This window comes from Methylocaldum marinum (assembly GCF_003584645.1).
GTDB classification, from domain to species: Bacteria; Pseudomonadota; Gammaproteobacteria; order Methylococcales; family Methylococcaceae; genus Methylocaldum; species Methylocaldum marinum.
In genome coordinates this window covers 3,592,120-3,616,760 of the sequence record NZ_AP017928.1, presented here as the reverse complement: position 1 = coordinate 3,616,760, position 24,641 = coordinate 3,592,120, and the positions used below count along the sequence as shown (strand labels likewise).

Here is a 24,641-nt window from a genome sequence, read left to right as displayed (position 1 = left end):
AAGTCATTCGAGAAGCGGCACTTCAGCGACCGGGAATCACTCCCGGTCGGTTGTTTTTCGAGGACTTGCCTTAGAAATGCAGAAATCCACGCTTCTGTTCCTGCTGGTACTGCTGAGTGCCGCTGCCTACTTCATCGGCCGCCGGCGATCTTTACAAGTCGCCGGTGGAACGGTCAGAAGTCTTCATTCATTACCGAATTATTACGGCTATTTTGCCGCGCTGTGGTGTGGCATTCCGGCATTATTAGTCCTATTTCTGTGGACCGCCTTCGAAAACTCCATCGTAATCCAGCTTGTTGTTTCGGCACTTCCGGAAGAACTCAGCTCAGTGTCGCCTGATCGGCTCGGTTTGTTGATTAACGACATTCGAAATGTGGCGAGCGGCGTCGTTGCATCGGAAACCGACCCCGCTATCGAAGCGGCGGCGAATCACTATCTCGAGCTCAAGGAGATGAGCAACCGTTTGCTAAGCCTGCTGGCTATTTCCGTGGCTATCACCGGTGCGGCGTACGCCCGCCAGAGAATCAGCAAAGAGCACCGGGCCCGGAATCATGTGGAAAAATCAGTAACGATCTTCTTGATCGCTTGTTCGACGATTGCGATTTTCACGACGATTGGCATCCTCTTGTCGGTTCTTTTCGAGTCGATTCGTTTTTTTCAGGAAGTACCCATTACCGAGTTCCTTTTCGGCTTGGACTGGAGTCCGCAGATGGCGATCCGGGAAGATCAAGTCGGCTCCTCCGGGGCTTTCGGCGCCGTGCCGCTGTTCGTCGGCACGCTTCTGATTTCCCTGATTGCAATGTTCGTGGCGGTTCCAATCGGTTTGCTGTCCGCTATTTATTTATCGGAGTATGCGGGTTCCAGGTTTCGCGCCACGGCCAAGCCTCTTCTGGAAATTCTGGCCGGAATACCTACGGTTGTTTACGGTTTCTTCGCAGCGTTGGTGGTGGCTCCGTTCGTTCGCGACCTGGGTGGGCGTCTGGGCCTCGACGTTTCCTCCGAAAGCGCACTGGCCGCGGGACTGGTCATGGGAATCATGATTATTCCTTTCGTGTCATCACTTTCCGACGACTTTATCAATGCCGTGCCTCAATCGCTTAGGGACGGCGCGTACGCGCTGGGAGCGACCCAATCCGAAACGATACGACAAGTCATCATACCGGCGGCCTTGCCCGGCATCGTGGGAGGGATTTTGTTGGCAGTGTCTCGCGCGATTGGGGAAACCATGATCGTGGTTATGGCGGCGGGATTGACGGCGAATCTCACGGCCAATCCACTTGCGGCCGTCACCACCGTCACGACCCAGATCGTAACCCTATTGGTGGGCGATCAGGAGTTCGATAGTCCAAAAACCTTGGCGGCTTTCGCGCTCGGCTTGGTGCTTTTCTTGGCTACCTTGGCTTTGAATATCGTGGCACTGCACGTTGTGCGAAAATATCGAGAACAGTATGAATGAGATCTCCGACGTCTCGGGCCAATATTCCCGTCGGACGATAGACATCGTCCATGCCAGTTTAGTGAAGCGGCGACGGGCCGAGAAACGCTTCCAACTTTATGGGCTTGTATCTATCGTTCTCGGTTTGTGCTTTTTGGTCATTCTGTTCGGAAGCATCATTTCCAAGGGGTATACGGCTTTTCAACAGACGTTCATAGGACTGGACATCTATTTCGACCCTCAATTGATCGATCCCGAGGGCAGGCGTGACCCAAACACGCTTATGGAAGGGAATTATGACCGACTTTTGAAAAACGCCATGAGCTCGCTCTTCCCGGATGTAAAAGAGCGCCGGGCAAAGAGGTCGCTTTACGGCCTCGTCAGCGTAGGTGCTTCATTTGATCTTCGTGCTCAGGTTCTCGCCAGGCCGGATCTTGTCGGCAGCACCGGGCGGGTGTGGGTTCTCGCTGACGACGATGTCGATATGTTCGTCAAAGGGCAGCTGGAGCGGACCGGGGTCGAGGCTGATCGGCGCATCAAAGATAATCAGATCGCTTGGATCGACAAGCTCGAGGCGGAAAGTCGAATCAAAAAATCGTTAAACACAGCCTTTTTTGCGTCCGGCGACTCGCGTGAACCGGAATTGGCAGGGATATGGGGCGCCGTCATGGGCTCGTTGTTTACGCTTCTGGTAACCCTCGGTCTCTCGCTGCCGATTGGCATGGCCGCCGCGATTTACTTGGAGGAATTCGCGCCGCGCAATCGCTGGACCGATTTCATCGAAGTCAATATCAATAACCTGGCTGCGGTTCCATCGATCGTATTTGGTTTGCTGGGACTCGCGGTATTCATCAATTTCTTCGGATTGCCGCGATCCTCACCGTTGGTCGGTGGTCTGGTACTCACCTTGATGACCCTCCCCGTTATCATCATTGCCGGACGGTCCGCGTTGAAGGCGGTTCCGCCTTCCGTTCGCGAAGCGGCGCTAGGCGTTGGTGCTTCCCCGATGCAGACGGTGTTTCATCACGTCCTGCCGCTGGCCGTTCCCGGGATGATGACGGGGGCAATCATCGGTATGGCCCGCGCGCTTGGCGAAAGCGCTCCGCTCCTAATGATCGGTATGGTGGCTTTTATTGTCGATGTTCCCGGGAGCATCATGGAACCTTCCACAGTGCTACCGGTGCAGATTTTTCTTTGGGCCGATAGTCCGGAGCGCGGCTTTGTCGAGCGTACCTCGGCCGCGATCATGGTACTGCTGTTGTTTTTGATATTCATGAACGGGTTGGCGGTTTATATCCGCAGGCGCTTCGAACGACGCTGGTAATGGTAATCACGATACCGAGCTTGTGCACCCCGTCGCAAAGGTAATATAGGTCCAAGTATGAATTCATTTATGGAATTTAAAACTTCGGTGTCGCATAAAGAACCGCCACGAATGAGAGGCCGTGAAAGAACCTCGGAAGTTTCCTACAACCGGGACTATTCGCATACGGTCGGTGATATTACCTCACGCGAGGCACGCATCGTATGCCGCAACGTCAACGTTTACTACGGCGATAAACATGCTATTCAAGATGTCGGTCTCGACATAGGCCGCAACGAGGTTATTGCGCTCATCGGCCCTTCCGGGTGCGGCAAGTCGACCTTCATCCGATGTCTTAACCGGATGAACGACACGATACCCGGATGCCGGGTTACCGGTGAGATCGTATTGGATGGTCAGAATATCTACGATGGTTCTCTCGATGTCGTGCCGTTACGTGCCCAGGTAGGTATGGTATTTCAGAAGCCGAATCCTTTTCCGAAGTCGATCTTCGAAAACGTGGCTTACGGACCGCGTATTCATGGTCTGGTTTCCACGAAAGCGGAACTCGAAGAAGTGGTGGAGAGATCCCTGGGGCGCGCGGGTCTTTGGGACGAGGTCAAGGATTATTTGCATCAGCCCGGGACCAGCTTGTCGGGTGGGCAGCAGCAAAGACTTTGTATCGCGAGGGCGATTGCGGTTAATCCGGAGGTGATCTTGATGGACGAGCCGTGCTCTGCGCTGGACCCCATCGCTACCGCCAAGATCGAACAACTGATCGACGAGCTGCGCTCGCACTATACGATCGCTATCGTCACTCACTCCATGCAGCAGGCGGCGCGCGTGTCGCAGCGGACGGCCTATTTTCACCTCGGCCGGCTGATCGAAGTCGGCGAAACGGCGCAAATTTTCACGAACCCTCGCCATCAATTGACAGAGGATTACATTACCGGACGTTTCGGTTGAGAAACGGCGTTCGGCCATGACCTAAAAGGGGAGGCGCAGTGACAATCCAAGGCGAAGGCCATATCGTCAAGAGCTTTGACGGTGATATGAACCAACTTCATTATCGTATCGTCGAAATGGGCGGGCTGGCTCTGTCTCAGCTCAAGGATGCCTTAAAGGCGATCAAGAATAAGGACTTGGCGTTGGCCGGAAAGATCGGTCAGCGTGAAAACGAGCTAGACCTTCTCGAAGTCGAGACCGACGCGGCTATTGTGGAGCTGATTGCGCGCCGTTGCCCCGTCGGTGGGGATCTTAGGATGATCATGGCGGTTTCGAAGGGGGTTACCGATTTGGAACGCATCGGTGATGAAGCCGTAAGAGTTGCCAACATCGCCCGGCATATCTACGGAACCGATACCAGCGATCCTAACGATCATCTGTTACGGGACGTACACGTTATGGGAGAGATGGCGGTCAATGCTTTGGAAAGGGCTTTGGAGGCATGTGACCGGTCCGATGAAGAGGCGGCTCGCGACATCATTGCCGGCCAGCGCGCATTCGAAGACGAGTTCGAAGCGAGTTTGAGGCGATTGATGACCTATATCATGGAGGATTCCCGGAATATCGGTTTTGCGATCAGTATGGTGCTGGCTGTCAAAGCGTTGGAGCGTGTTGGTGCCCACGCTCAGAATCTTGCCGAGTACGTCATTTTTCAGGTCAGAGGCAAGGACGTCAGGCACCAGGCTCCGGTGTAACTCGTTCCATCTGAATAGGGCTGCCGATTGGAAGAATTACAACATGGCGGGCCCGCAAATCCTTAGCGGCGCAATGATCTACAGTCAGCTCAGCCGTATCGGGCCAAGAACTTGGCGATTATGCTTTTCGCGATAGAAAACGGCAATCCATCAGCCAAAAGCGGAGCCCTGGAGTATGAGTTTGACGCAGGCAAGAGGCGCATGGCTTCTCAGCATCCTGCCTACCGCGATTACTAGCAGAATCTCCGAGACTATCCGGACTTGGGCGGCTGCATACCGGATCTGGGACTTGCAGGCCGGCTAAACTGAAGATTCCGGGCGTCGGGGTGCTGCTTATGCAGACTCGACCAAATGGCTGACCTTCCGGTGTATTCGAACACTAAAAATGAAAGTCGGCCCTCCCACGGGAACCGGATCGAAAATCCCTTCTTGGTGTCCGCAGCCGGGCGGCTGATGAACTGTAGGGCTAAGGCGCCGTCTCGTGTTCCAAAGATTTGAATATTGAGACGGCGCGTTCTTAGCCGTCAAACGTGACGGGCGCGCCGCGGCGGAAAACTCGACTGGCTTTCCGAGCGAGGGCGCGCCTCGTTTACCCGGATGTTACGCCCCTTGAGATCGGCACCGTCTAGCTGCTTGATGGCCTCTTCGGCACAAGCTCGATCCGACATTTCTACAAAACCGAAGCCCTTGGAGCGACCCGTAAGCTTATCCATCACTACATTTGCGCTGGTAACTTCTCCGAAGCGCTCGAAAGCTTGGCGCAATTCCTCGCTGGAAATTTGATAAGACAAATTGCCGACATAGATATTCATCGAAAACACCTGTTCTTCACTTCGTGCCATTTCCTTACTAAATACATCAGCTGCTTAACGAATGGCACTAAGATCAAGAACTGATGATCGACTCCTGCTTTGGAGCCAAAATGGGGGGCTTTATACCTGCCCATATCAGGCGACGGACAAAGGTCGAACGTCTCCCGATTTTCCATAAGCTTTAAAGGGAAATCGTTCGATGTCAATAATGCGGTCATGAATGCGGTCATGGTTTCTGGTTCTTCAAAAATAGTTCGAGCTTTTCCCTGTCCGGAATACCGGGCCTCGCGCCCGGTTTCGTGCAGCAAAGGGCACCCGCGGCGCTGGCATGGCGCAAGATTTCCAGCCAACTGCGGCGCCTTGCGAGTTCGGCTGCGAACGCTCCGTGAAATGCATCTCCGGCTCCGGTAGTGTCCACGGCATTCACGGCAAATGCCGGAAAGCTTCCCGACTCCACGCCCTGCTTCCAGATCAGGCCTCGCTCGCCCAAGGTTATGACGACGGCGGGCGAACGTTCCGCCAATAGATTCAGTGCCCTTTCCGGATCGTCAGCTTGTAGCCATTGCCGCGCGAATTTTTCCGAGCACACCAGAAAATCCACCGAAAACATGAGTGCGTTGGTGCCCTCGTGTAAAGATCCGGCGTCGAGGACGGTGGGAATGTTCCTGGATTTCGCCCACGCGCACAGCGGCTCTGATAATGCTGGTTCGTGCCCGTCGAACAGGATTACGTCCGGCATCATTGCGGAAAAGTCGATGCTATTCGTCGGCAGAGGCTCGGTGTCGCCCTTGTAGTTGATCAATGCGCGCCTACCGTCCGGTTTTATCAGAACCGCCGACAAGGGCGTCGGCGATGAACCGCGCACGATGAGAGTCGTGGAGACTTGCTCCTGTTGCAATTCCTCTAAATGTTTCTGTCCGTAGAGATCGTTTCCAAGGTAACCGGCAAAAGCCGCTTTGCAGCCCAGGCGCGCTACGGTGACGGCGGCATTGGCCGCGGGGCCGCCGCCGCAGGAAAGCAGGGATTCGGCAGAGATTTTTTCGTCTGCTTCAGGGTGGTGAGATACGGAAAAAACCAGGTCGTATGAGGCGTGTCCTACGCACAATACCTGAACATGGCGGCTATCTGGGATGGTGCGCGAAGTGTTCGTCCTTGTGAAGTTCATCCTATCCACCCCGTGGAGCGAAGATCTATTTGTCCAAACCGATGAAATTCCACAAGCGCTCCATGACAGACGGCTCGTAGACCAGATCCTTGGCCTGGCCTGGAACGCCTTGGGCATAATTGAATGCGTAAACCCGCGCCGCATCGTCCGCCAATTCTTTCATTTCCAGTTTGCGGTACGCTTGTTCCATGACCTGCAAAGCCAGCGGTACGGCCGGGGTGCGCTGATAGTTTCGAAGGATTTCCGCACAACGCCTGGCCGCCGCGAGATAGGCTCCCCGCCGCATGTAAAAGTCCGCGACGTGAACCTCGTACATGGCCAGATTGTTTCTTAACGACACCATGCGCTGCCTGGCATCGTCAACATAGCGGCTGTTGGGAAACTTGGTGATCAGTTCATCGAAATCTCTGTAAGCGTCGCGAGCCGACCCGGGGTCACGTTGGGATGAGTCCGTCGGCAGAAAACGATCGATAAAGCTTATGCCTCGGTTATAATTCACCAATCCTCTGAGGTAATAGGCGTAATCGACGTTGGGGTGAGTCGGGTTGAGCTTGATGAACCGCTCGGTGTCGGCGAGAGCTGAATCGGGTTCGTCGTTTTTGTAGCGCGCGTACGCTATGTCCAGTTGTGCCTGGGTCGCATATTTGCCGAACGGGTAACGAACTTCCAGCTTCTCGTATAATTTGACCGCCTTTTCATATCGTTTTTCCGTCAGCGCTTTTTTCGCCTCGGTGTAAAACTGCTCCGCGGTCCAATCGGCATATTCATCCCTGTCTTTACGACCGTCGGTAGAACAGCCGAATAGGATTACGGCAAAGGCCAGGAGCCAAAGAATGTAGTGCGCGGGCCGAAAAAGAGTGAAAAGAGACGACATGGTCGGAGCGGCAGTCTTAACGCTCGCAGTATACCTTGAATTTTCGATCCCATAGAAGTGAATTCCACCCGCGTTCTTACCGCTCAAATTCCCCCAGCCATGGCTGGCCGTCGTCTTGATCAGGTTCTAAGCGAATTGTTTCCGGATTTTTCCAGAAACCGCCTGCAAGGCTGGATCAGAAGTGGATCTGCCAGGATCGATGGTGCCGTTTTGACCCCCAAGCATCGGCTTCAGGGCGGTGAACAGGTAGTCCTGCACGCCGAAGTCGAGGAGACCACGACCCTCGAGGGGCAGGATATCCCTCTTGCGGTGGTTTACGAGGATGACGAAATCCTGATCATCGACAAGCCCGCGGGCCTGGTCGTGCACCCGGCGGCCGGACACCGCGACGGAACTCTGCAGAACGCGTTGCTGCATCATGCACCGATTTTGGCCGGAATTCCCCGCTGCGGCATCGTCCACAGGCTGGACAAGGACACCAGCGGGCTGCTGATGGCTGCAAAGACCTTATCCGCGCACAAGGCGCTGGTGGAGCAACTTCAGGCTCGGACCGTCAATCGGGAATACCTGGCTCTGGTTCAGGGGGCCGTGACGGCCGGCGGCACGGTGGACGAGCCTATCGGCCGCCACCGCATCGACCGGAAACGTTTCGCGGTCCGTGACGACGGCAAGCCCGCGGTTACTCATTACCGCGTTGCCGAGCGTTTTCCCCATCACACCTTGATCCGGGTCAAACTGGAGACCGGGCGAACCCATCAGATACGCGTTCATATGGCCCATGTCCATCATCCTCTGCTAGGCGATCCGGTTTACGGCGGGCGGCTCAGAATACCGGCCGGTGCAGGCGAGGCTCTGGTCCGGGTGATCCGGGATTTCAAACGACAGGCCCTGCATGCCGAAAAGCTCGGGCTCATTCATCCGGCAACCCGTGAATACATCGAGTGGCAATCGCCGCTTCCCCAAGATTTCTCCGAACTGCTCGAGGTGCTGAGAGAACAGCCATGAGCGAATTTTGGATCGAACCCGAGTGGCCTGCTCCGTCCGCTGTGCGAGCGGCGAGCACATTGCGTCGGGGTGGGGTGAGCACAGGTTCATACCAGAGCCTGAACCTGGGCGCTCACGTCGGCGACGAGCCGAGGCGGGTTGTCGAAAACCGGCGCCGGCTCAGGGGGACCTTGAAGCTGCCCGGGGAGCCCGTATGGTTGAATCAAGTGCACGGCAACGCCGTCATCCGAGCGGAAGCGTCCTCCGAGCGCAACGCGGACGCCGCATTTACTGACCGCCCCGGCGTCGTTTGCGCTGTCATGACGGCGGACTGCCTTCCGATCTTGCTCTGTTCGGAAGACGGCGATCGCGTGGCCGCGGCGCATGCCGGCTGGAAGGGGCTCGCGGCCGGTGTGATCGAAGCCGCCGTCAAATCGCTGGGGACCGATCGTTTGATGGCATGGCTCGGACCCGCAATTGGGCCTGAGACGTTCGAAGTGGGCCGCGAGGTCCGTGAGACCTTTGTCGGCAAGAGGACGGCGTTTGCCGCCGCGTTTCGCGAAAAGGGAGACGGAAAATGGCTGGCGGATCTTTACCGCCTCGCTCGCATCGTACTGAACGATATCGGAGTTTCGGCCATTTACGGTGGGGGATATTGTACCTTCAGTAATGCCGATGATTTTTTTTCCTATCGCCGCGACCGGGTCACGGGGCGCATGGCTACCTTGATCTGGCGTGAACATCAAACCTAATAACGGCAGCCGACTGCCGAGAGAACGATAAAAATTCCATGAATCCTGACTGTTCTATCCTCCATCCGATTTGCTCTTTGTGCGGCCCCGTCGCGCGCGCCATTGCGTGGCGGCACTTTTTTTCGCGCTATGTCCTTGCCGCTCAATGTCGTCGCCTCGTGGCATTCAACTCGCTCGTCGCACATTCGGGCCTGTCCAAACGTCGTTTCCAGGCCCATAAAAAATGAACCTGCTACTCTGGATTATTCTTTTTACCCTGATCGGCGGTGTCTTGAGTGTTCTTGCGGCATCATTGTTTCTGATGATCCCCGAGCATCACCACCCCCGTGTGCTGCCTCACGGGATCAGCTTCGCTCTGGGTGCATTATTGAGCGTGGCGTTTCTGGATCTTTTGCCGGATGCCGTCGAAACGGTGGGCGCGGAGCGGGCGGAAACTGTTTTTGCCGTCGTTCTGCTGGGAATTTTGGCGCTGTTCTTGTTGGAAAAGCTGTTGCTTTGGCGGCATTGTCACGCGGGCGACTGCGAGACCCATACGGACGAACATTTCCATCAGCCCGCCGGCACCCTCATCGTGCTGGGCGACGGCATCCACAACTTCGTGGACGGCGTGCTGATCGCCGCGGCTTTCCTGACCGACGTGCATCTGGGGATAGTCACCAGCCTGGCAGTATTCGCCCACGAAATTCCGCAGGAGGTGGGCGATTTCGCGATTCTTCTGAAAAGCGGCTACGGCCGCTCGAAGGCGCTGCTTTACAATCTGCTGTCGAGTCTGGCGACTCTAATGGGAGGCGTTCTGGCTTATTACAGCCTGGAAAACCTGCACGGGGCACTGCCGTATTTCCTCGCCCTGGCGGCATCTAGCTTCGTCTATGTGGCGGTGGCGGATCTGATCCCCAGCTTGCACCACCGGACCAATGCCAGTGCCGCGTTTCAACAGATCGCGATGATAAGCGCCGGCGTGCTGCTGATCTTTTCGGCACATGCCTATACCGAGGGGTTTCACAAAGACCATTCGGCCGGAGCGATTTCGCCGGAATGCTCTGCCGTGGCGCCATAGACGCACAGGCCAGAGTTCATGCAGCGGAAGCGCGGAGCTGCTCAACGAGCTCCCGTAAGGCTTTGCCGCGGTGGCTGAGGCGATTTTTCTCGTCCGCGGACAATTCGGCCGCGGTGCGTTTTTGTTCCGGGACGAAGAACAGGGGGTCGTAACCGAATCCCGCCGTGCCACGCGATTCACGCAGAATGACGCCTTCCCACACGCCCTGTCCGATTAATGGGCTCGGGTCCCGCGCATGGCGCAGAAAAACCATGACGCAGCGAAACCGGGCCGTCCGTTCCGCGTCGGGAACCTCTTCCAGTTCCCGGAGCAGTTTGGCGTTGTTCGCGGCGTCGTTTGCGTCTGCTCCTGAATAGCGGGCCGAGAAGACGCCGGGCGCGCCGTTCAAAGCGTCGACTTCCAGTCCCGAATCGTCGGCCATCGCGGGCAGGCCGGAAAATTGACTGGTGTGCCGGGCTTTCAAAATGGCATTTTCGATGAAGGTCAGCCCGATTTCTTCGATATTCGGGATTCGGAAAGCGGATTGCGGTACGATTTTTATGTCATCGTTTGCCAACATGGCCTGGATCTCGCGGACCTTTCCGGGATTGTTGCTGGCGAGCAGGATTTTTTTCATGGTCGGTTTGTCTCACGATGGCGGGCCGAATCGTTTTTCGCGTAGAGGAGCGCTTCGGCCGGTGTGCCGGCTGCTGTCCGAGCGGGCGGTGTTCCAAACAATAAAAATTTCAGAGGAGAAAAAAGACATGAGCCAAATCTTGAACGAAGTTCTCAGCGCCAATCAAGCGTATGCGGCGAGTTTCAACAAAGGCCATCTGCCCTTGCCGCCGGGGCGGCATTTTTCGATCTTGACATGCATGGATGCCCGCTTGGATCCCGCTAAGTACGGCGGTCTTTCCGAGGGTGATGCCCACGTGATTCGCAACGCGGGCGGGCGGGCCAGCGACGACGCCATCCGGTCCCTGGTCATTTCTTACAAGCTGCTCGGAACCCGCGAATGGTTCGTGATTCACCATACCGACTGCGGTATGGAACTGTTTACCAACGAGATCATGGGCGACCTCCTCGGCAGCAGCCTGGAAACCGCGACCATCGACGCCAGCGGTTGGCATGACGTCGGTCAGGGGCCTGGGAGCACCGACGGCAAATACATCAACTGGTTGACCATCAAGAACCAGGAACAGAGCGTTACCGAGGACGTGACGCGTATCCGCAACCATGTTCTGGTGCCGAAGAATATCCCGATCTACGGATTCATCTACGACGTAAGATCGGGCAAGCTGGTGGAAGTGCCGGAGGCCATGGCCGCGGGGCGTCCCCTTTGAGCTAGTGCCTGATGGTAAAATGCAAGGCCGGCTTTAGCCGGCTTTGCAGTTTTCAAGGGCGGCTCGCTGATGTTCCAATAACTGGCCGATCCCTTTACCGGCCAAATCGAGCATGGCGTTGAGCTCGTCGCGCCGGAAGGCGTGGCCTTCCGCCGTTCCCTGGACCTCCACATAGCCGCCGGCCTCGTTCATGACCACGTTCATGTCGGTTTCCGCTTCGCAGTCCTCGCGGTAATCCAGATCCAGCACGGCAACCCCATTGTAGATGCCGACCGAGACCGAGGCGATTTGACCATGGATAGGGTTGATCCGGAGCTTTCTTTGCTTCATCAGATTGCGTATGGCCAGGGGCAAGGCGACATAGCCGCCGGTAATCGAGGCCGTTCGAGTACCGCCATCGGCCTGGATCACGTCGCAGTCGATGGTAATGGTGCGCTCGCCCAGGGCTTCCAGGTTCAGAGCCGCCCGCAGGGAGCGTCCGATAAGCCGCTGGATTTCCATGGTGCGGCCGCCCTGTTTTCCCCTGGCGGCTTCCCGTCCCATCCGCTCGTGCGTGGAGCGCGGCAACATGCCGTATTCCGCCGTAATCCAGCCGCTGCCCTTGCCTTTGAGGAAAGGCGGCACTTTTTCTTCTATGCTGGCCGTGCAGATTACGCGGGTATCGCCGAATTCGACGAGCACCGAGCCTTCCGCGTGTTTCGTGTAGTTGCAGGTCAATGCGATTTCTCGCAGCTCATCCGGCTGGCGTCCGCTCGGTCTCATGGTATTGCTCGCTCTTCGAAAATCGAGGCAGTATACCCCAATTCAATTTCCCCCGCTTTTTGCAGGTGTCCCGGAACGGAGGTCACGATAATCGCTCATGAATGCTAAACGGTTTGTATATTTACTCGGCTTTGCGCTGTTGTTCGCAATCGCTCCCGCGGCTTATCAGATCGACAGGATCGCGCAATCACTCCCGGTCATGGACGGCGAGGCGGCGCTGCCCGGACTCTCGCAAAAGGCCGAGGTCGACGCGGATGATTTCGGCATTCCTTCCGTTCGGACCCAAACGCGGGAGGATGCGTTCCGTGTACTGGGCTATCTTCATGCACGCGACCGGCTTTTCCAAATGGACCTGATGAGGCGAAAGACGGCCGGACGATTGGCGGAAATTTTCGGAGAAAAGGCCCTGACCCTCGATAGGCTGCAGAGAGCTTACCAGTTTCAGCGTGCTGCATCGGATGTCGTGAATCAACTTCCGGCGGATCAGCGCAAGATCCTGAAGGCTTATTCGGAAGGCGTGAATGGCTTCATCTCTAGTGCCCGGGCCTTGCCGTTCGAATTTCGCGTTCTCGACTATCATCCCGATCCATGGCCGCCTGTGGACTCCATGCTGGTCGCGCTGGGCATGTTTCAAACACTCAACGGAAACGACAAGGAGGAAAGAACCCTCACGTTGATGGAGCGTTTTCTTCCGGCCGAGGTGACCGCTTTCCTGACGCCGGACACCGATTCATACGCAACCGTACTTCTGGGCGGCACCGATTCGCACCGGCCGGCACGTCCGGTCCCGGTAAAATCGATCGCAAGTTTGATCGAGGAGGCCGGAGGCCGGACCTTTGGCGGCATCGTCGAGACGGAGACGCCCAGTATCGGTTCGAACAACTGGGCGGTGGGCGGAACGAAAACCGTAGACGGGCGCGCCATCGTGGCCAATGACATGCACCTGGAGCTGCGGGTTCCGAATATCTGGTACCGGGCCCGGCTGATTTACCAGGACGTGGATTTGTCGGGCGTTACCCTGCCGGGAGTACCGCTAGTCGTGGTCGGCAGCAATCGTCACGTGGCCTGGGGATTCACCAATGTGGATGCCGACTTGCTGGATTTGGTACGGATCGAGCTCGATCCCGCCGACCCCGGCCGATACCGGACGCCCCAAGGTTGGCAACGGTTCGAGACAAACACGGAGATGATCCTCGTAAAGGATAGTGATGCCGAAATCGTCGAGCTGAAACGCACGATTTGGGGGCCGCTGGCGCCCGCCCCGCTGCTCGGCCAGCCGGTGGCGGTTCGCTGGACTGCACTGGACCCGCGAGCCGTGAACCTCGGGTTGCTCGAAATGGATCGGGCCAAGACATTGAGTCAGGCCATGGCCGTCGTAAACCGTGCCGGCGCGCCGCCGCAGAACGTCGTTCTGGCGGATGATTCGGGACACATCGCCTGGACTTACATGGGTTTCTTTCCGAAGCGGACGGGCTTCGACGGCAGCGTCAGTGTCACCTGGGCGGACGGCCGCGCTCGCTGGGACGGGTTCCTTCCGCCCGACGAACTGCCGAGAGTCGTCGATCCGGCCGAAGGATTTGTCGCTACCGCCAATAACCGCACGCTGGGTAAGGATTATCCTTATGTCATCGGTCATAATTTCTCCTACAGCTACCGAGCCTACCGCATTTCCGAGAAGCTCAGGGAGATGTCCGGAGTTTCGGAACGGGACATGCTGGCTTTGCAGCTCGATACGGTAAGCGAGTTTTACGAGTTCTATCGCCGTTTGGCTTTATCCGTGCTGAACGGAGAGCCGCAAGACGCGGTGATGACGGAGGCGAAGCGCGCCATTGAAAGCTGGAACGGCCGCCTCGATGCGGATAGCTTAGGTGTGGGATTGTTGGTCGAGTGGCGGCGGAACCTCGCAAAGCGCGTGTTTTCCCCTCTGGTGAGCCGCTGCGCCGAGGCAGATCCGAACTTCACCTATTTCTGGCGCGAGTTGGAGACGCCGCTTCGCGCGTTGCTGACGGAACAAGCTCCGGAGACGCTCCCCGACCGGCAGTACGGCGATTGGCACGGATTGCTGGCGGAGACACTCCGGCGCACCGCCGATGAGCTCAAGCAGCGAAATGGCGTCGAACGCCTGGAGAATCTCTCCTGGGGCCAGATCAACCGGGTTCAACTGACCCATCCGTTCAGTCGGACGTTTGCGCTGGCCGGTCGGATTTTGGATATGCCGGATGCACCCGCGAGCGGCTGCGGCAGCTTTTGCGTACGAGTACTGTTCGACGGCAATGGAGCCAGCGAACGCATGGCGGTATCGCCGGCTCATCCGGAGGACGGAATTCTCCATATGCCGGGCGGCCAATCGGGACATCCGTTTTCGGTGCATTATCGCGATCAGCAGGATGCCTGGCTTAAAGGCGTTGCCCTGCCGTTTCTGCCGGGAGCGGTTAAGCACCAATTGACACTGGTTCCGGAGTAATTCGGACTGAACAGCGCCAGGGAGGGCGTCATGAGCGACGAATGTCTTGAAATAGCAACTCATCTGGGAGCGGCATGGGCGGCCGGAAGTTTCATCGGGCTCGAGCGCTCCATTCACGGACGTCCCGCCGGATTCCGCACCCACGCCCTCGTCTGCCTGGCTTCAGCGGTCCTGATGCTGTTGACGAGCTATCCGGGGGAGTGGCTAAAGGGCATTCCGCTGGAGACGATTCAGACCGATCCGACCCGCATGGCTCAGGGAATTATGACGGGCATCGGCTTTCTGGGAGCCGGGGTGATTTTCAAGGAACGACTCACCATCCGCGGTCTGACCACGGCGGCATCGATCTGGATGACTGCCGCGCTGGGCATTCTTTACGGCATCGGCTTCTTCTTTCCGGCTGTCCTCGTAACCGGCGCGGTCGTGGGTACTCTGGCTGTGTTTCGGGTCATTGAATATCGGATACCGAGTAAACAATACGCTCAATTGAGACTCCGGTATGCGAGAGCAGCGACCCCCGATGAAGCGACCGTTTACGCATTGATCGGCGCATACAAGGCACGCGTCGCCAGCATGAGCTACCGGCTCGTCGAGTGCGGTAAAGCGTTCGAGTACGGCATGGTCATCCATACCTACAAGGAAATCCACTTCAGCCGGCTCGCCGATAGACTCCGGCAAGAAACCGATCTTCTCGAGTTCAGCATTTCGCCGGTGGGGGAATAGTCCGGCCCTGATTCGAGAAACGGCAAGTCCGTTATGCCGTATGGTCGAGATGAAAACGCGCTATAACGGCTTCCGGATTTTCTGGGGTTACACGGATAGGGAATTCTCAAAAGCCATGTGACGCACTGAACGGGGCCGTAGCAATTCCTGAAGAGCCGCCCGGCGGATTTGTAGCCTTTTGTGCCATAGACCGACTTAACGTCCCTTTTCGAGGGGGCTGTGTCGGTCTACGGTCAATATTTCGGCGGGATGTCGGCCTCCGAACGGCGTGAACCCGATTGGACGAGGGCTATGGCAGCGCGCGGAAGCGTATCGCGAGGAGTTCATTCCCGCGCCGCGATTCCCAAATTTTCCCCTACCCAATTGCTGTTCCTGATTTGATGTTTGTACATCAATCTGTAAAGGGTCATGCGGGACACGGCTAATTGTCGAGCAGCCCGAGAAATATTGTTTTCCGTGGCTTGCAGCGTAAGTTGAATGACTTCCTTCTCGGTTTGATCCTTGGCTTCCTCTAAGGTTACGGGATGATCGAATGTCCGCCCAAACCCGGAATGGAAGTCGTTGAGGCCGAGGTCGGCAGAACTTATCGCAGGACCTTCACACATGACCTTCGCTCGCTTGATCCGGTTGATCAGTTCGCGAATATTGCCGGGCCATTCGTAGTGACGCATCGCCTTCAAGGCTTCCGGCTCGAAGCTCAGCGCAGAACCGCTATCGCCGCTGGCGAGCAAGCGCAGATAGTGCTTGGCGAGAAGCTCGATATCGTCCTGGCGGTCGCGGAGCGGCGGAACCTGGATGCTCAAAGTCTTGAGCCGCCGATAAAGGTCGTCACGGAATCGACCGTCGGTTACGGTCTGCTCCAGGTCGGTTTGAGTGGCGGCGAGAATACGGACGTCGACCGGTATATTTCCGTCTCCGCGGGTGGATGGAACGGTTCCTTCGCGGAAGAAGCCAAGTAGATCCGACTGAAGATCCTCGGTCAGATTGCCGACTTCGTCCAGAAACAGCGTGCCGCCGTTCGCGGCCGCCAGACGTCCATGGGTCGGCTCGCGGTTGCGGATTTCAGTGCTATTCCCATAGCCGAACAGCTCGGCGCGGATGACCTCGGACGGCAATCCATCGCAGCTTACCTTGACGAAAGGTCTTTCGGCTCGAGCCGAAGCCCGATGTATGGCGAGCGCAGTCGACTCTTTTCCGGCACCGCTCTCGCCGATAATCAATACCGGAGCATCGATGGCGGCGACTTTTTTGATGGTTCGGAACAGCCTGAGGCTCGGCGGACTGCACCCGACCAGTTCGTCCAAGCTTCTTTGGGGCGAAGTCGCGGCGGTGCGTGCCAGCATGTCAGCCATGCCCAAGGCGTGGCCGAGTGTCAGTTGCAGTCGCCCGGGATCGAGAGGCAGCGTGTGATAATCGTAAAAATGGCGAGAAATCAGCTCGCATAGATCCGGTCTGTTCACCGCCTCGGCAGGCAGCAAGCCGATCCATTCCATGGGACGTTGTGCGGTGAAAAGATCCCTGATCGAGGATAAGTCGTTTTGCAGGGTGGAACCGAAGTAAACCATTCCAACCTTGAAACGATGTTGATCGATGAGATCCTTGGCTTCGTTCAGATCGCCGGTGGAAATAATCGTCCAATCCAAGGCCCGCATGGAATCGAGCGATTCGTTCCGAGCGGCCGAAAAATTGAAGCACAGTACCTTGCGCATATCCATATGTTGTCCTTCCTGGTTCACAAATCGTGGAACTACCGAGAAGTTAGGATTCTTGGAATCCATAGATCGGATGCCTGTCACCCGTATATTATACGGTTTCGGTGAATTACGATCGGGTCAGTGGCGGACTACACCGCAGCCTGAAAATTTGCCGATCTACATCATATAATCTCAGGGTCCACGGAACGGCGCAAGAACCCGACGGCCAAAAGCGCCGTTCGCATGTTGTGAACGGTGCAGGCGAAGGCACCTCCATGTGCCGGGATTAAGGGGAATTTATAGTTCACACGGCTTTTCGGAAGACTATTTCGCCGACTTCGACATCCGCGTCAACGGTGTCGCCCGGTGCGATCCTGCCGGCCAGGATATCCTGCGCCAAGGGGTTCTCGAGCTGTTGCTGAATGGCGCGCTTCAGCGGGCGTGCCCCGTATACCGGATCGAATCCGGCCTCGCCCAGCTTGTCCAGAGCGGCTTCGCTGACTTCGAGCGCGATCTCGCGGTCGGCCAGGCGGTTTTGCAGGTAGCCGATCTGGATGCGGCTGATGGCGCGGATCTGCTCTTTGACCAGCGGATGGAAAACCACCACTTCGTCGATACGGTTAATGAATTCCGGCCTGAAGTAGTGGGTTACCACCTCCATGACCGCAGCCTTCATCCGCTGATAATTCTCCTCGCCGGCCAGCTCCTGAATGCGGTCGGACCCCAGGTTCGACGTCATCACGATGACGGTGTTGCGGAAGTCCACGGTGCGGCCGTGGCCGTCGGTGAGCCGTCCGTCGTCGAGTACCTGCAGCAGGATGTTGAACACTTCGGGATGTGCTTTTTCCACCTCGTCCAGCAGGATCACCGAGTAGGGTCTGCGGCGCACCGCTTCGGTCAGATAACCTCCTTCCTCGTAACCGACATAACCCGGCGGCGCCCCGATCAGACGGGCGACCGAATGTTTCTCCATGAATTCCGACATGTCGATCCGAACCATGGCTTCCTCGGTGTCGAACAGGAACTCGGCCAAGGCCTTGCACAGCTCTGTCTTGCCCACACCGGTCGGACCCAGGAACAGGAAGGAACCGTTCGGCCTGCGCGGATCGGCGAGACCGGCACGGGAGCGGCGGATGGCGTCCGAGACCGCCTTGATCGCCTCCTGTTGACCCACGACTCTCCGAGCCAGGTTCTCCTCCATGTGGAGCAGTTTTTCACGTTCGCCCTCGAGCATTTTCGACACCGGAATACCGGTCCACTTGGAGACCACTTCGGCGATTTCCTCGTCGGTGACCTTGTTGCGCATCAGCTTGGTTTCCTGCATCTCGGCCTGAGTGGCGAGATCCAGTTCCTTTTGCAGCTTGGGAATTTCGCCGTATTGTAGTTCCGACATGCGGGCGAGATCGCCGTTGCGCCGTGCCGCATCCAAATCGAGCTTCGCCCGTTCCAGCTGCTCCTTGATCGCGGCCGTGCCTTGCAGGGCGGCTTTTTCCGACTTCCAGATCTCTTCGAGTTCCGCGTACTCTCTTTCCAGTTCGGAGATGTTGTCCTGCAGGGTTTCCAAGCGTTTTCGCGATGCCTCGTCGGTTTCCTTTTTCAAGGCCTCGCGCTCGATCTTGAGCTGAATCAGGCGGCGATCCAGCCGATCCATTTCTTCCGGTTTGGAATCGATTTCCATGCGGATGCGGCTGGCGGCCTCGTCCACCAGGTCGATAGCCTTGTCCGGCAGATTGCGGTCGGTGATATAGCGGTGCGACAGGGTCGCCGCCGCCACGATCGCAGGGTCGGTGATGGTGACGCCATGGTGCACCTCGTATTTTTCCTTGAGCCCGCGCAGGATCGCGATAGTGTCTTCGACGCTGGGTTCATCCACCAGCACTTTCTGAAAGCGCCGTTCCAAGGCGGCATCCTTTTCGATGTACTGCCGGTATTCGTCGAGCGTCGTGGCGCCGATGCAGTGCAGTTCGCCCCGAGCCAAAGCGGGCTTCAGCATATTGCCGGCGTCGATGGCGCCTTCCGCCCGCCCCGCGCCGACCAGGGTGTGCAGCTCATCGATGAAGAGGATGATCTTGCCCTCCTGCTTCGCGATATCGTTCAACAGCGCTTTCATCCGTTCCTCGAATTCGCCGCGAAACTTGGTGCCGGCGATCAGGGCCGCCATGTCCAAAGCCAATAGACGCTTGCCTTTCATGCCTTCCGGCACTTCGCCGTTGACGATGCGCTGCGCCAGGCCTTCGACAATGGCGGTTTTGCCGACGCCGGGCTCGCCGATCAATACGGGGTTGTTCTTGGTGCGGCGTTGCAGAACCTGGATGGTGCGGCGAATTTCGTCGTCGCGCCCGATCACCGGATCAAGCTTGCCCTGCTCGGCGCGCTCGGTGAGGTCGATGGTGAATTTCTGAAGCGCCTGGCGTTGTTCTTCCGCATTTGCATCGTCCGCCTTCTGGCCACCGCGGATCTGTTCGATGCTTTGCTCCAATTTGTTTCGGTCCAGCCCTTCTTTCCGCAGCAAATCGCTGAGCTGGCCTCGATCTTCGATAGCCGCCAGGACGAACATTTCGCTGGTGATGAACGTGTCGCCGCGTTTTTGCGCCAGCTTGTCGGTCAGATTCAGCAGCCGGCCCAGCTCGTTCGATATTTGGACGTCTCCTCCGATGCCTTCCACGCGGGGCATGCGGCGGAGCGCTTCTTCCAGAGAGCCGCGAAGCTGGTTGACGTTGACGCCGCATTGTGACAGCAGGGGGCGCACGGTTCCGCCTTCCTGGTCGAGCAAGGCCGCCATGACATGAACCGGTTCGATGAACTGATGGTCGTGCCCCAAAGCCAGGCTTTGCGCTTCGGCGAGGGCGGCTTGGAATTTACTGGTCAGTTTGTCCATTCGCATCGGAAAAATGCCTTTAGTTGCTTAATCGAGATGACTCAATAGATTGGGGTGCGGTGCCTGGTTTTCAAGCGAAGCCGTCGCCGACAGTCGGCTTAAGGACGCTCTGGATAAGCCCTCTCCTTCCGGGACAAATCGGCACGACTGCCGATTTGCACGCGTGAGCGCCGCTTGCGGCTCCGCACAGGGAATGTGCGGAGTGATTGGGTTGGGAGAGGGCCTGTTGGATCAATTGGTTGCACAGGTCGCTTCTCCGAATTGGAGACTTAATCGGAGCTTCCTTAAATGCCCTGCGGAAGACGTTCTGGCAAAGCTGAAACTTGAGACGCGGCTTTGACGTGTGTCTGAGCTTTATAATACGATCGCCTACCATTTTTCATACTTGCGCCTAATTTCGATGCAGGACGTAGACGTATCCCTCATCGCCGTAATTTATCCGGCTTCCGGAATCCGAGGCCGTCTCTCGGCGATAGCCCGACCTGCCCGTTTTTTGCTACCGCCGTTCGACGGAAAAACAGGCCGCCATGGCTGAGACGACGGCTTTAAACGCGAGAAGTTTTTCGGGACTCGGAGCAGGTTTTTTCTACCATCTTTTAGCCACATCGATATACGGCTTCGGAATCTCCCTCCTGCTCGATTTCGGTACCCATAAGATTTTCCTGTATTGCAGCGCCGCTGCCGTCTTCGGCCTGACGTTCTTGTTCCGCGGCGGTTTGCGATCCGATCGGCCAATGGCCGTTCTCCTTTTTCTCGTCGTTCTGCTGACGGTACAGGGTTATCTCATGGAACCGAGTGGCAGGACGGATTTTCGCTTCCTGGAGCATCTATTGCTGCCGGTGGCGGCGGTTGCCGGTGTCGTTCTGCTGCCCGAGCAGCTGGGCAACCGTGCTCGACTGACCCATAAGGCCATGCTTGCCGGGCTGGCGGTCGTATACGTCATCGCTCAATGGATCGGTTTTGAGGTATATCCCGAAAAATTCGGTCTATTTTCGAATCTCCATTTTTTGGCGCTCTATTGCGTGTTGACGCTGCCGATCCTGTTCTATTTTTCGGTTGTGCATGGCGGGGGACTGAGGTGGTTATTCATATTGGCGGCGATCGGCGATGCGCTGCTGCTGCTGAAGACTCAGTCCAGGCCGGGGTTTCTGGCGCTTATGGCAGGTTCGTTTGCGATGCTTCCGTTCTTGCCGGCCAGGTACCGGTGGACGGCCTTCGCGGCCATACTCATTGTTCCCGGCGTGTTGTACATATCCGGAATTTACGGGTTCGATGCCAGGGTCGACGACCTCTTCGGTAATTTGCTCAAGGAAGAGCGGGTAGCAATCTGGACGGAGACCGCCGAGATGCAGCGGGCGAGCTCGCCTCGCCAATGGGTTTTCGGGCACGGGTTCGGACAGTTCTATCAGGATTACCAGGGGTATTCCAGTTTTCACCCGGTGGTCGATTTTTCCTTTCCGCATAATTTCCTGCTGGAACTGCTGTACAGCCATGGGTTGGTGGGGCTCATTCTAATAATCTCCGCCTATGGGCTGTTTTTCGCGGCACTTGTGGTCCACACGCTGAACGCACGAGATTCCGTCCGTAAGCAAGCAGGCATTCTTTTGGTTGTCGTGACGACGGTCCATCTGGTACATGCCTTTCTTACCCTGCCTTTTTTCTCCCGATCGACGCTTTATCCGCTCAGCCTCCTTTTGGGGGCCGGTTTTCGTTTCTTCAAAAGCAATCGATTGAATGGATAGGTCTCGCTTTCCGCTGGTTGGTGTGGTTATTCCGAATTTCAACGGGATCCAATTATTGCGCCGCAATCTGCCGTTCGTGATTCGGGCGGCCGCCGCTTATCCCGGTGCATGCTCGATCATCGTGGTGGATGACGGTTCGCGAGACGGAAGTGTCGAGATGCTCCGGACCGAGTTTCCTAGTGTTTACGTGGTCGTCCATGAAGCCAATCGTGGATTCGCTGAAGCGATCCATTCGGGCGTCGATGCCGCCGAAGCGGAGTTTCTGATCTTTCTGAATTCCGATGTGCGTCCGGAGGAAGATTTCATGGCGCCTTTGATCCGGCATCTGGAAACGGCAGGGGTTTTCTCCGTGTCGCCATTGGTGATGGACGAGAACGGACGGGTAAGCCCGGTGTCGTGGCGGTGTTTCCGGATAAAACGGGGCCGGCTTAGATCGGTGCGTTGGAGCTTCGACGACTTGAAGCCTGCAAGGCCGATAGAAAGCTTATTCGCCTCGGGGGGGTCGGTGGCGCTGCGAAAATCGATGTTTGCGGCTCTCGGCGGTTATTTGCCGCTTTACAAGCCCTTCTATTCGGAAGACTTCGATTTGGGTTTGCGTGCCTGGAAACGCGGATGGCGCACGCTCTTGGAGCCCGCCAGCCGGGTAGTGCATGAAAAGAAAGGTTCCATCTCGGAAAACGTGGCTGCAAACCGGGTCAGAAAAACCCGGGTGCGCAATCGATTTCTGCTCGAATGGATACATCTGCCGGGCAGGGACCTGATGTTCTCTCTCGTGCCGGGCTATCTGCTTCAGTTTATCGGCCGCTTGCTGCGGTTCGACAGGGTCTATGCGGCAGGTTTCTTTGCCGCGTTGCGCCGCCTTCCGGACGCGTTCCGGGTGCGTGCGGAGATCCGAAAGCATCAGGTTTGGGACTTCTGGCAAATCATCGATTCCATCGAAACGAACTTCAAATCCGGCGTTGACGGGCAGGCCTGACCGGTTGTTCATTGCACGATTTTATCTATTGAGGACTTGTTTGGTGTGAGCAGTCCACTTTTCACTATCTTCATTCCCACCTATAACCGCGCCGGACTGTTGCCTAGGGCTTTATCGAGCATCGAAGCTCAAACCGACCGGGACTTCGAAGTCGTTATCGTCGATGACGGCTCGACCGATGATACTGCCGCCGTCGTGGCGGGTTGGAAAGCGGGTGTTGATTTTCCCGTTACTTACGTGAAGCAGAGTAATCAGGGCAAGCACGCCGCGCACAATAAAGGGCTCGAACTGGCGACGGGACGGCTGTTTTTCAATCTCGATTCGGATGATCGTCTCCTGCCGGATACCTTGGAACGCATCCGGCGACACTGGGAGTCCATTCCCGAAGCGGAGCGCGAGCGTTTCGCCGGCGTCGAAGGCTTGGTCGAGAGTATGGACGGGCAGCGGCTGTTGACGATTCCTTATCCGCACAACCCGTTCGATGCGAGTTTTCTGGATGTGCGTTATCGCTTGGGGATAGGCGGCGACAAAAAGCACGCAATTCGGACCGACATCGCCTGTCGGTTTCCGTATCCGGTTTTTCCCGGTGAAAGGCATATCCGGCCGTCGTTCACCTGGAAACGAATTTCCCACGATTATGTCTTTCGTTGCGTCAACGAACCTTTCCAACAGGTGGAGTATCAGGCCGAGGGGCTGTCGTCCGACCGTTTTCGCCTGCGCATGCGCAATCCGCGCGGATTCCAGCTCTATTATCTGGAGGACGTGACCGTGCACCGGCCCTGGCTTAGCCGCCGCCAACTGCGGCGCAGCATGGTCGATTTCATCCGTTTCTCGTTTCACGCCGGGGACGGTCTTTTCCGGCAGGGAAGGCTGGTGCACTGCGATCCCTTGTGGCTGATGCTGCTGCCGGCCGGCTTCGGCCGGTTGCTGGTGGACCGGTATCGGTTGCGCTACAAAAAGGGTTATAAGGCGAATCGGAAAGAATCGCGCAACTGACGGAGCGGCCTCACAGCCACTCGGCGCGTTTTAAGCGTCGATACAGCCAAATGCAGCCGATCAAGGTTCCCGTCAAAGCGGTGGGGTAGCCGAACCGGGAATCGAGCTCGGGCATGAATTTGAAGTTCATGCCGTACATGCTGAACACCATGGTCGGCAACGCCAAAATGGCTCCCCATCCTGCCAGACGCTTGACCACTTCATTCTGTCTGACCGTGATCAGGGCGAGGTTCGCCTGCATGGCATCCGACAGGGTTTCGCGCATGGTGTCGGTGGCGCGAATGATTCGGTGCACGTGGTCGAGTACGTCGCGAAAATAAACGCGGAGGTCCTTGGACACGATTTCCGGGTGAAGCCGCATCAGCGCATTGCAGATGTCCAGTAACGGCATTGCGGCATTGCGTAGCCGCAGCAAGCAGCGTTTGAGGTCGTACAGGCGCTCCATCGCATCGCGGTGCAAACGGCATTCGAAAATGTCTTCTTCCAATTTTTCGAGCAGCGATTGGTAATGCTCGACGACCGGCATGAAGTTGTCGACCACCAGATCGAGAAGAGCGTATAGTGCGAATCCGGGGCCCTTGGCCAGGAGTTGCGGCATGCTTTCGCAACGGGCCCGCGCGCGGCCGTAGCCCAGAGATGATTGATGGCGGATCGATACCAGAAACTGCTTGCCGAGGAACAGATGCGTTTCGCCGAAATGAACCTTACCTTCCCTGAGCTCTACGGTATGCAGGACTACGAACAAGGATCCGCGGTATTCTTCCAATTTCGGTCGTTGATGTGCGGATCGGGCATCTTCCACCGCAAGCTCGTGCAGGCCGAACTCCTGTTGCAGTTGCAGCAACTCTTTCGGGTCGGGTTCGGTCAGTCCTACCCAAACGAAGGTATCCGGTTTCGCCAGCAGTTCGCTGACGTCTTCGATGTTGACATCAGCGGCTCGTTGTCCTTCGCGATAGGCGGCGCATCTGATATACACATTTAATCCTTTTGAATCCCGTGTAA

General features: G+C 57.0%; 21 protein-coding genes. 13 read left to right on the top strand and 8 right to left on the bottom strand.

Annotated elements, in window-relative coordinates; all coding sequences use genetic code 11:
- Positions 1–76: 76 nt before the first annotated feature.
- From pstC to phoU, 4 genes are all read left to right on the top strand, one after another.
- The gene (gene pstC / locus sS8_RS15920) at positions 77–1,456 is read left to right on the top strand and encodes a phosphate ABC transporter permease subunit PstC (protein WP_119630469.1); all 1,380 of its coding nucleotides are present in this window, start codon (positions 77–79) and stop codon (positions 1,454–1,456) included.
- Positions 1,449–2,759 (top strand): phosphate ABC transporter permease PstA, encoded by a 1,311-nt coding sequence (gene pstA / locus sS8_RS15915; RefSeq protein WP_119630468.1) that lies wholly within the window; start codon positions 1,449–1,451, stop codon positions 2,757–2,759. Before pstC ends, pstA begins: the two co-directional genes overlap by 8 nt.
- 111 nt (positions 2,760–2,870) lie before the next feature.
- Entirely contained in the window at positions 2,871–3,704 is an 834-nt protein-coding gene (gene pstB / locus sS8_RS15910; RefSeq protein WP_119630467.1) for a phosphate ABC transporter ATP-binding protein PstB, read from the top strand.
- Between the two features lie 38 nt (positions 3,705–3,742).
- Positions 3,743–4,438 (top strand): phosphate signaling complex protein PhoU, encoded by a 696-nt coding sequence (gene phoU / locus sS8_RS15905; RefSeq protein WP_145986559.1) that lies wholly within the window; start codon positions 3,743–3,745, stop codon positions 4,436–4,438.
- 524 nt (positions 4,439–4,962) lie between these two features.
- Here the strand turns inward: phoU and sS8_RS15900 are convergent.
- From sS8_RS15900 to sS8_RS15885, 3 genes are all read right to left on the bottom strand, one after another.
- Positions 4,963–5,250: an RNA recognition motif domain-containing protein gene (locus sS8_RS15900; RefSeq protein ID WP_119630465.1), complete on the bottom strand. Its 288-nt coding sequence runs from the start codon at positions 5,248–5,250 to the stop codon at positions 4,963–4,965.
- A 226-nt stretch (positions 5,251–5,476) separates the two neighbouring features.
- A complete protein-coding gene (locus tag sS8_RS15890; RefSeq protein ID WP_119630463.1) occupies positions 5,477–6,415 on the bottom strand; it encodes a carbohydrate kinase family protein in 939 nt (312 codons plus the stop codon).
- 25 nt (positions 6,416–6,440) lie between these two features.
- Entirely contained in the window at positions 6,441–7,289 is an 849-nt protein-coding gene (locus sS8_RS15885; protein ID WP_119630462.1) for an outer membrane protein assembly factor BamD, read from the bottom strand.
- 99 nt (positions 7,290–7,388) lie between these two features.
- Between sS8_RS15885 and rluD the strand changes: the two genes are divergently transcribed.
- From rluD to sS8_RS15870, 3 genes are all read left to right on the top strand, one after another.
- Positions 7,389–8,294: a 23S rRNA pseudouridine(1911/1915/1917) synthase RluD gene (gene rluD / locus sS8_RS15880; protein WP_119630461.1), complete on the top strand. Its 906-nt coding sequence runs from the start codon at positions 7,389–7,391 to the stop codon at positions 8,292–8,294.
- Entirely contained in the window at positions 8,291–9,025 is a 735-nt protein-coding gene (gene pgeF, locus sS8_RS15875) for a peptidoglycan editing factor PgeF (RefSeq protein ID WP_119630460.1), read from the top strand. The genes rluD and pgeF overlap by 4 nt, the downstream gene beginning before the upstream one ends.
- A gap of 223 nt (positions 9,026–9,248) precedes the next feature.
- The gene (locus sS8_RS15870; RefSeq protein WP_119630459.1) at positions 9,249–10,082 is read left to right on the top strand and encodes a ZIP family metal transporter; all 834 of its coding nucleotides are present in this window, start codon (positions 9,249–9,251) and stop codon (positions 10,080–10,082) included.
- Positions 10,083–10,098: 16 nt separating this feature from the next.
- Here the strand turns inward: sS8_RS15870 and sS8_RS15865 are convergent, their stop codons facing one another.
- On the bottom strand, positions 10,099–10,698 hold the full coding sequence (locus tag sS8_RS15865; protein WP_119630458.1) for an XTP/dITP diphosphatase: 600 nt from the start codon (positions 10,696–10,698) through the stop codon (positions 10,099–10,101).
- A gap of 127 nt (positions 10,699–10,825) precedes the next feature.
- On the opposite strand from sS8_RS15865, the gene sS8_RS15860 reads away from it, so the two are divergent.
- On the top strand, positions 10,826–11,404 hold the full coding sequence (locus sS8_RS15860; protein WP_119632837.1) for a beta-class carbonic anhydrase: 579 nt from the start codon (positions 10,826–10,828) through the stop codon (positions 11,402–11,404).
- Between the two features lie 33 nt (positions 11,405–11,437).
- Here the strand turns inward: sS8_RS15860 and rph are convergent, their stop codons facing one another.
- Positions 11,438–12,166, bottom strand: a complete 729-nt coding sequence (gene rph / locus sS8_RS15855) for a ribonuclease PH (RefSeq protein ID WP_119630457.1) — start codon at positions 12,164–12,166, stop codon at positions 11,438–11,440.
- Between the two features lie 97 nt (positions 12,167–12,263).
- On the opposite strand from rph, the gene sS8_RS15850 reads away from it, so the two are divergent.
- Both sS8_RS15850 and sS8_RS15845 read left to right on the top strand, forming a co-directional pair.
- Entirely contained in the window at positions 12,264–14,630 is a 2,367-nt protein-coding gene (locus tag sS8_RS15850; protein WP_119630456.1) for a penicillin acylase family protein, read from the top strand.
- A 30-nt stretch (positions 14,631–14,660) separates the two neighbouring features.
- The gene (locus sS8_RS15845) at positions 14,661–15,353 is read left to right on the top strand and encodes an MgtC/SapB family protein (protein WP_119630455.1); all 693 of its coding nucleotides are present in this window, start codon (positions 14,661–14,663) and stop codon (positions 15,351–15,353) included.
- A 323-nt stretch (positions 15,354–15,676) separates the two neighbouring features.
- Here the strand turns inward: sS8_RS15845 and sS8_RS15840 are convergent, their stop codons facing one another.
- Both sS8_RS15840 and clpB read right to left on the bottom strand, forming a co-directional pair.
- Positions 15,677–17,068, bottom strand: a complete 1,392-nt coding sequence (locus sS8_RS15840; protein ID WP_170161110.1) for a sigma-54 dependent transcriptional regulator — start codon at positions 17,066–17,068, stop codon at positions 15,677–15,679.
- A gap of 283 nt (positions 17,069–17,351) precedes the next feature.
- On the bottom strand, positions 17,352–19,931 hold the full coding sequence (gene clpB, locus sS8_RS15835) for an ATP-dependent chaperone ClpB (RefSeq protein WP_119630453.1): 2,580 nt from the start codon (positions 19,929–19,931) through the stop codon (positions 17,352–17,354).
- Between the two features lie 521 nt (positions 19,932–20,452).
- Here clpB and sS8_RS15830 point away from each other — a divergent pair.
- The 3 genes from sS8_RS15830 to sS8_RS15820 are packed head-to-tail and all read left to right on the top strand — an operon-like array spanning position 20,453 to position 23,639.
- The gene (locus sS8_RS15830) at positions 20,453–21,667 is read left to right on the top strand and encodes an O-antigen ligase family protein (protein WP_119630452.1); all 1,215 of its coding nucleotides are present in this window, start codon (positions 20,453–20,455) and stop codon (positions 21,665–21,667) included.
- A complete protein-coding gene (locus sS8_RS15825; protein WP_119630451.1) occupies positions 21,660–22,643 on the top strand; it encodes a glycosyltransferase family 2 protein in 984 nt (327 codons plus the stop codon). Before sS8_RS15830 ends, sS8_RS15825 begins: the two co-directional genes overlap by 8 nt.
- A 45-nt stretch (positions 22,644–22,688) precedes the next feature.
- Positions 22,689–23,639 (top strand): glycosyltransferase family A protein, encoded by a 951-nt coding sequence (locus sS8_RS15820; protein WP_170161109.1) that lies wholly within the window; start codon positions 22,689–22,691, stop codon positions 23,637–23,639.
- Between the two features lie 10 nt (positions 23,640–23,649).
- Here the strand turns inward: sS8_RS15820 and corA are convergent, their stop codons facing one another.
- On the bottom strand, positions 23,650–24,615 hold the full coding sequence (corA, locus tag sS8_RS15815) for a magnesium/cobalt transporter CorA (RefSeq protein ID WP_119630449.1): 966 nt from the start codon (positions 24,613–24,615) through the stop codon (positions 23,650–23,652).
- Between the last annotated feature and the right edge of the window lie 26 nt (positions 24,616–24,641).

Coding starts and splice junctions, on each gene's coding strand:
- pstC (WP_119630469.1), top strand. CDS start 77: ATGCAGAAATCCACGCTTCTGTTCCTGCTGGTACTGCTGAGTGCCGCT.
- pstA (WP_119630468.1), top strand. CDS start 1,449: ATGAATGAGATCTCCGACGTCTCGGGCCAATATTCCCGTCGGACGATA.
- pstB (WP_119630467.1), top strand. CDS start 2,871: ATGAGAGGCCGTGAAAGAACCTCGGAAGTTTCCTACAACCGGGACTAT.
- sS8_RS15900 (WP_119630465.1), bottom strand. CDS start 5,250: ATGAATATCTATGTCGGCAATTTGTCTTATCAAATTTCCAGCGAGGAA.
- sS8_RS15890 (WP_119630463.1), bottom strand. CDS start 6,415: ATGAACTTCACAAGGACGAACACTTCGCGCACCATCCCAGATAGCCGC.
- sS8_RS15885 (WP_119630462.1), bottom strand. CDS start 7,289: ATGTCGTCTCTTTTCACTCTTTTTCGGCCCGCGCACTACATTCTTTGG.
- rluD (WP_119630461.1), top strand. CDS start 7,389: ATGGCTGGCCGTCGTCTTGATCAGGTTCTAAGCGAATTGTTTCCGGAT.
- pgeF (WP_119630460.1), top strand. CDS start 8,291: ATGAGCGAATTTTGGATCGAACCCGAGTGGCCTGCTCCGTCCGCTGTG.
- sS8_RS15870 (WP_119630459.1), top strand. CDS start 9,249: ATGAACCTGCTACTCTGGATTATTCTTTTTACCCTGATCGGCGGTGTC.
- sS8_RS15865 (WP_119630458.1), bottom strand. CDS start 10,698: ATGAAAAAAATCCTGCTCGCCAGCAACAATCCCGGAAAGGTCCGCGAG.
- sS8_RS15860 (WP_119632837.1), top strand. CDS start 10,826: ATGAGCCAAATCTTGAACGAAGTTCTCAGCGCCAATCAAGCGTATGCG.
- rph (WP_119630457.1), bottom strand. CDS start 12,166: ATGAGACCGAGCGGACGCCAGCCGGATGAGCTGCGAGAAATCGCATTG.
- sS8_RS15850 (WP_119630456.1), top strand. CDS start 12,264: ATGAATGCTAAACGGTTTGTATATTTACTCGGCTTTGCGCTGTTGTTC.
- sS8_RS15845 (WP_119630455.1), top strand. CDS start 14,661: ATGAGCGACGAATGTCTTGAAATAGCAACTCATCTGGGAGCGGCATGG.
- sS8_RS15840 (WP_170161110.1), bottom strand. CDS start 17,068: ATGGATATGCGCAAGGTACTGTGCTTCAATTTTTCGGCCGCTCGGAAC.
- clpB (WP_119630453.1), bottom strand. CDS start 19,931: ATGCGAATGGACAAACTGACCAGTAAATTCCAAGCCGCCCTCGCCGAA.
- sS8_RS15830 (WP_119630452.1), top strand. CDS start 20,453: ATGGCTGAGACGACGGCTTTAAACGCGAGAAGTTTTTCGGGACTCGGA.
- sS8_RS15825 (WP_119630451.1), top strand. CDS start 21,660: ATGGATAGGTCTCGCTTTCCGCTGGTTGGTGTGGTTATTCCGAATTTC.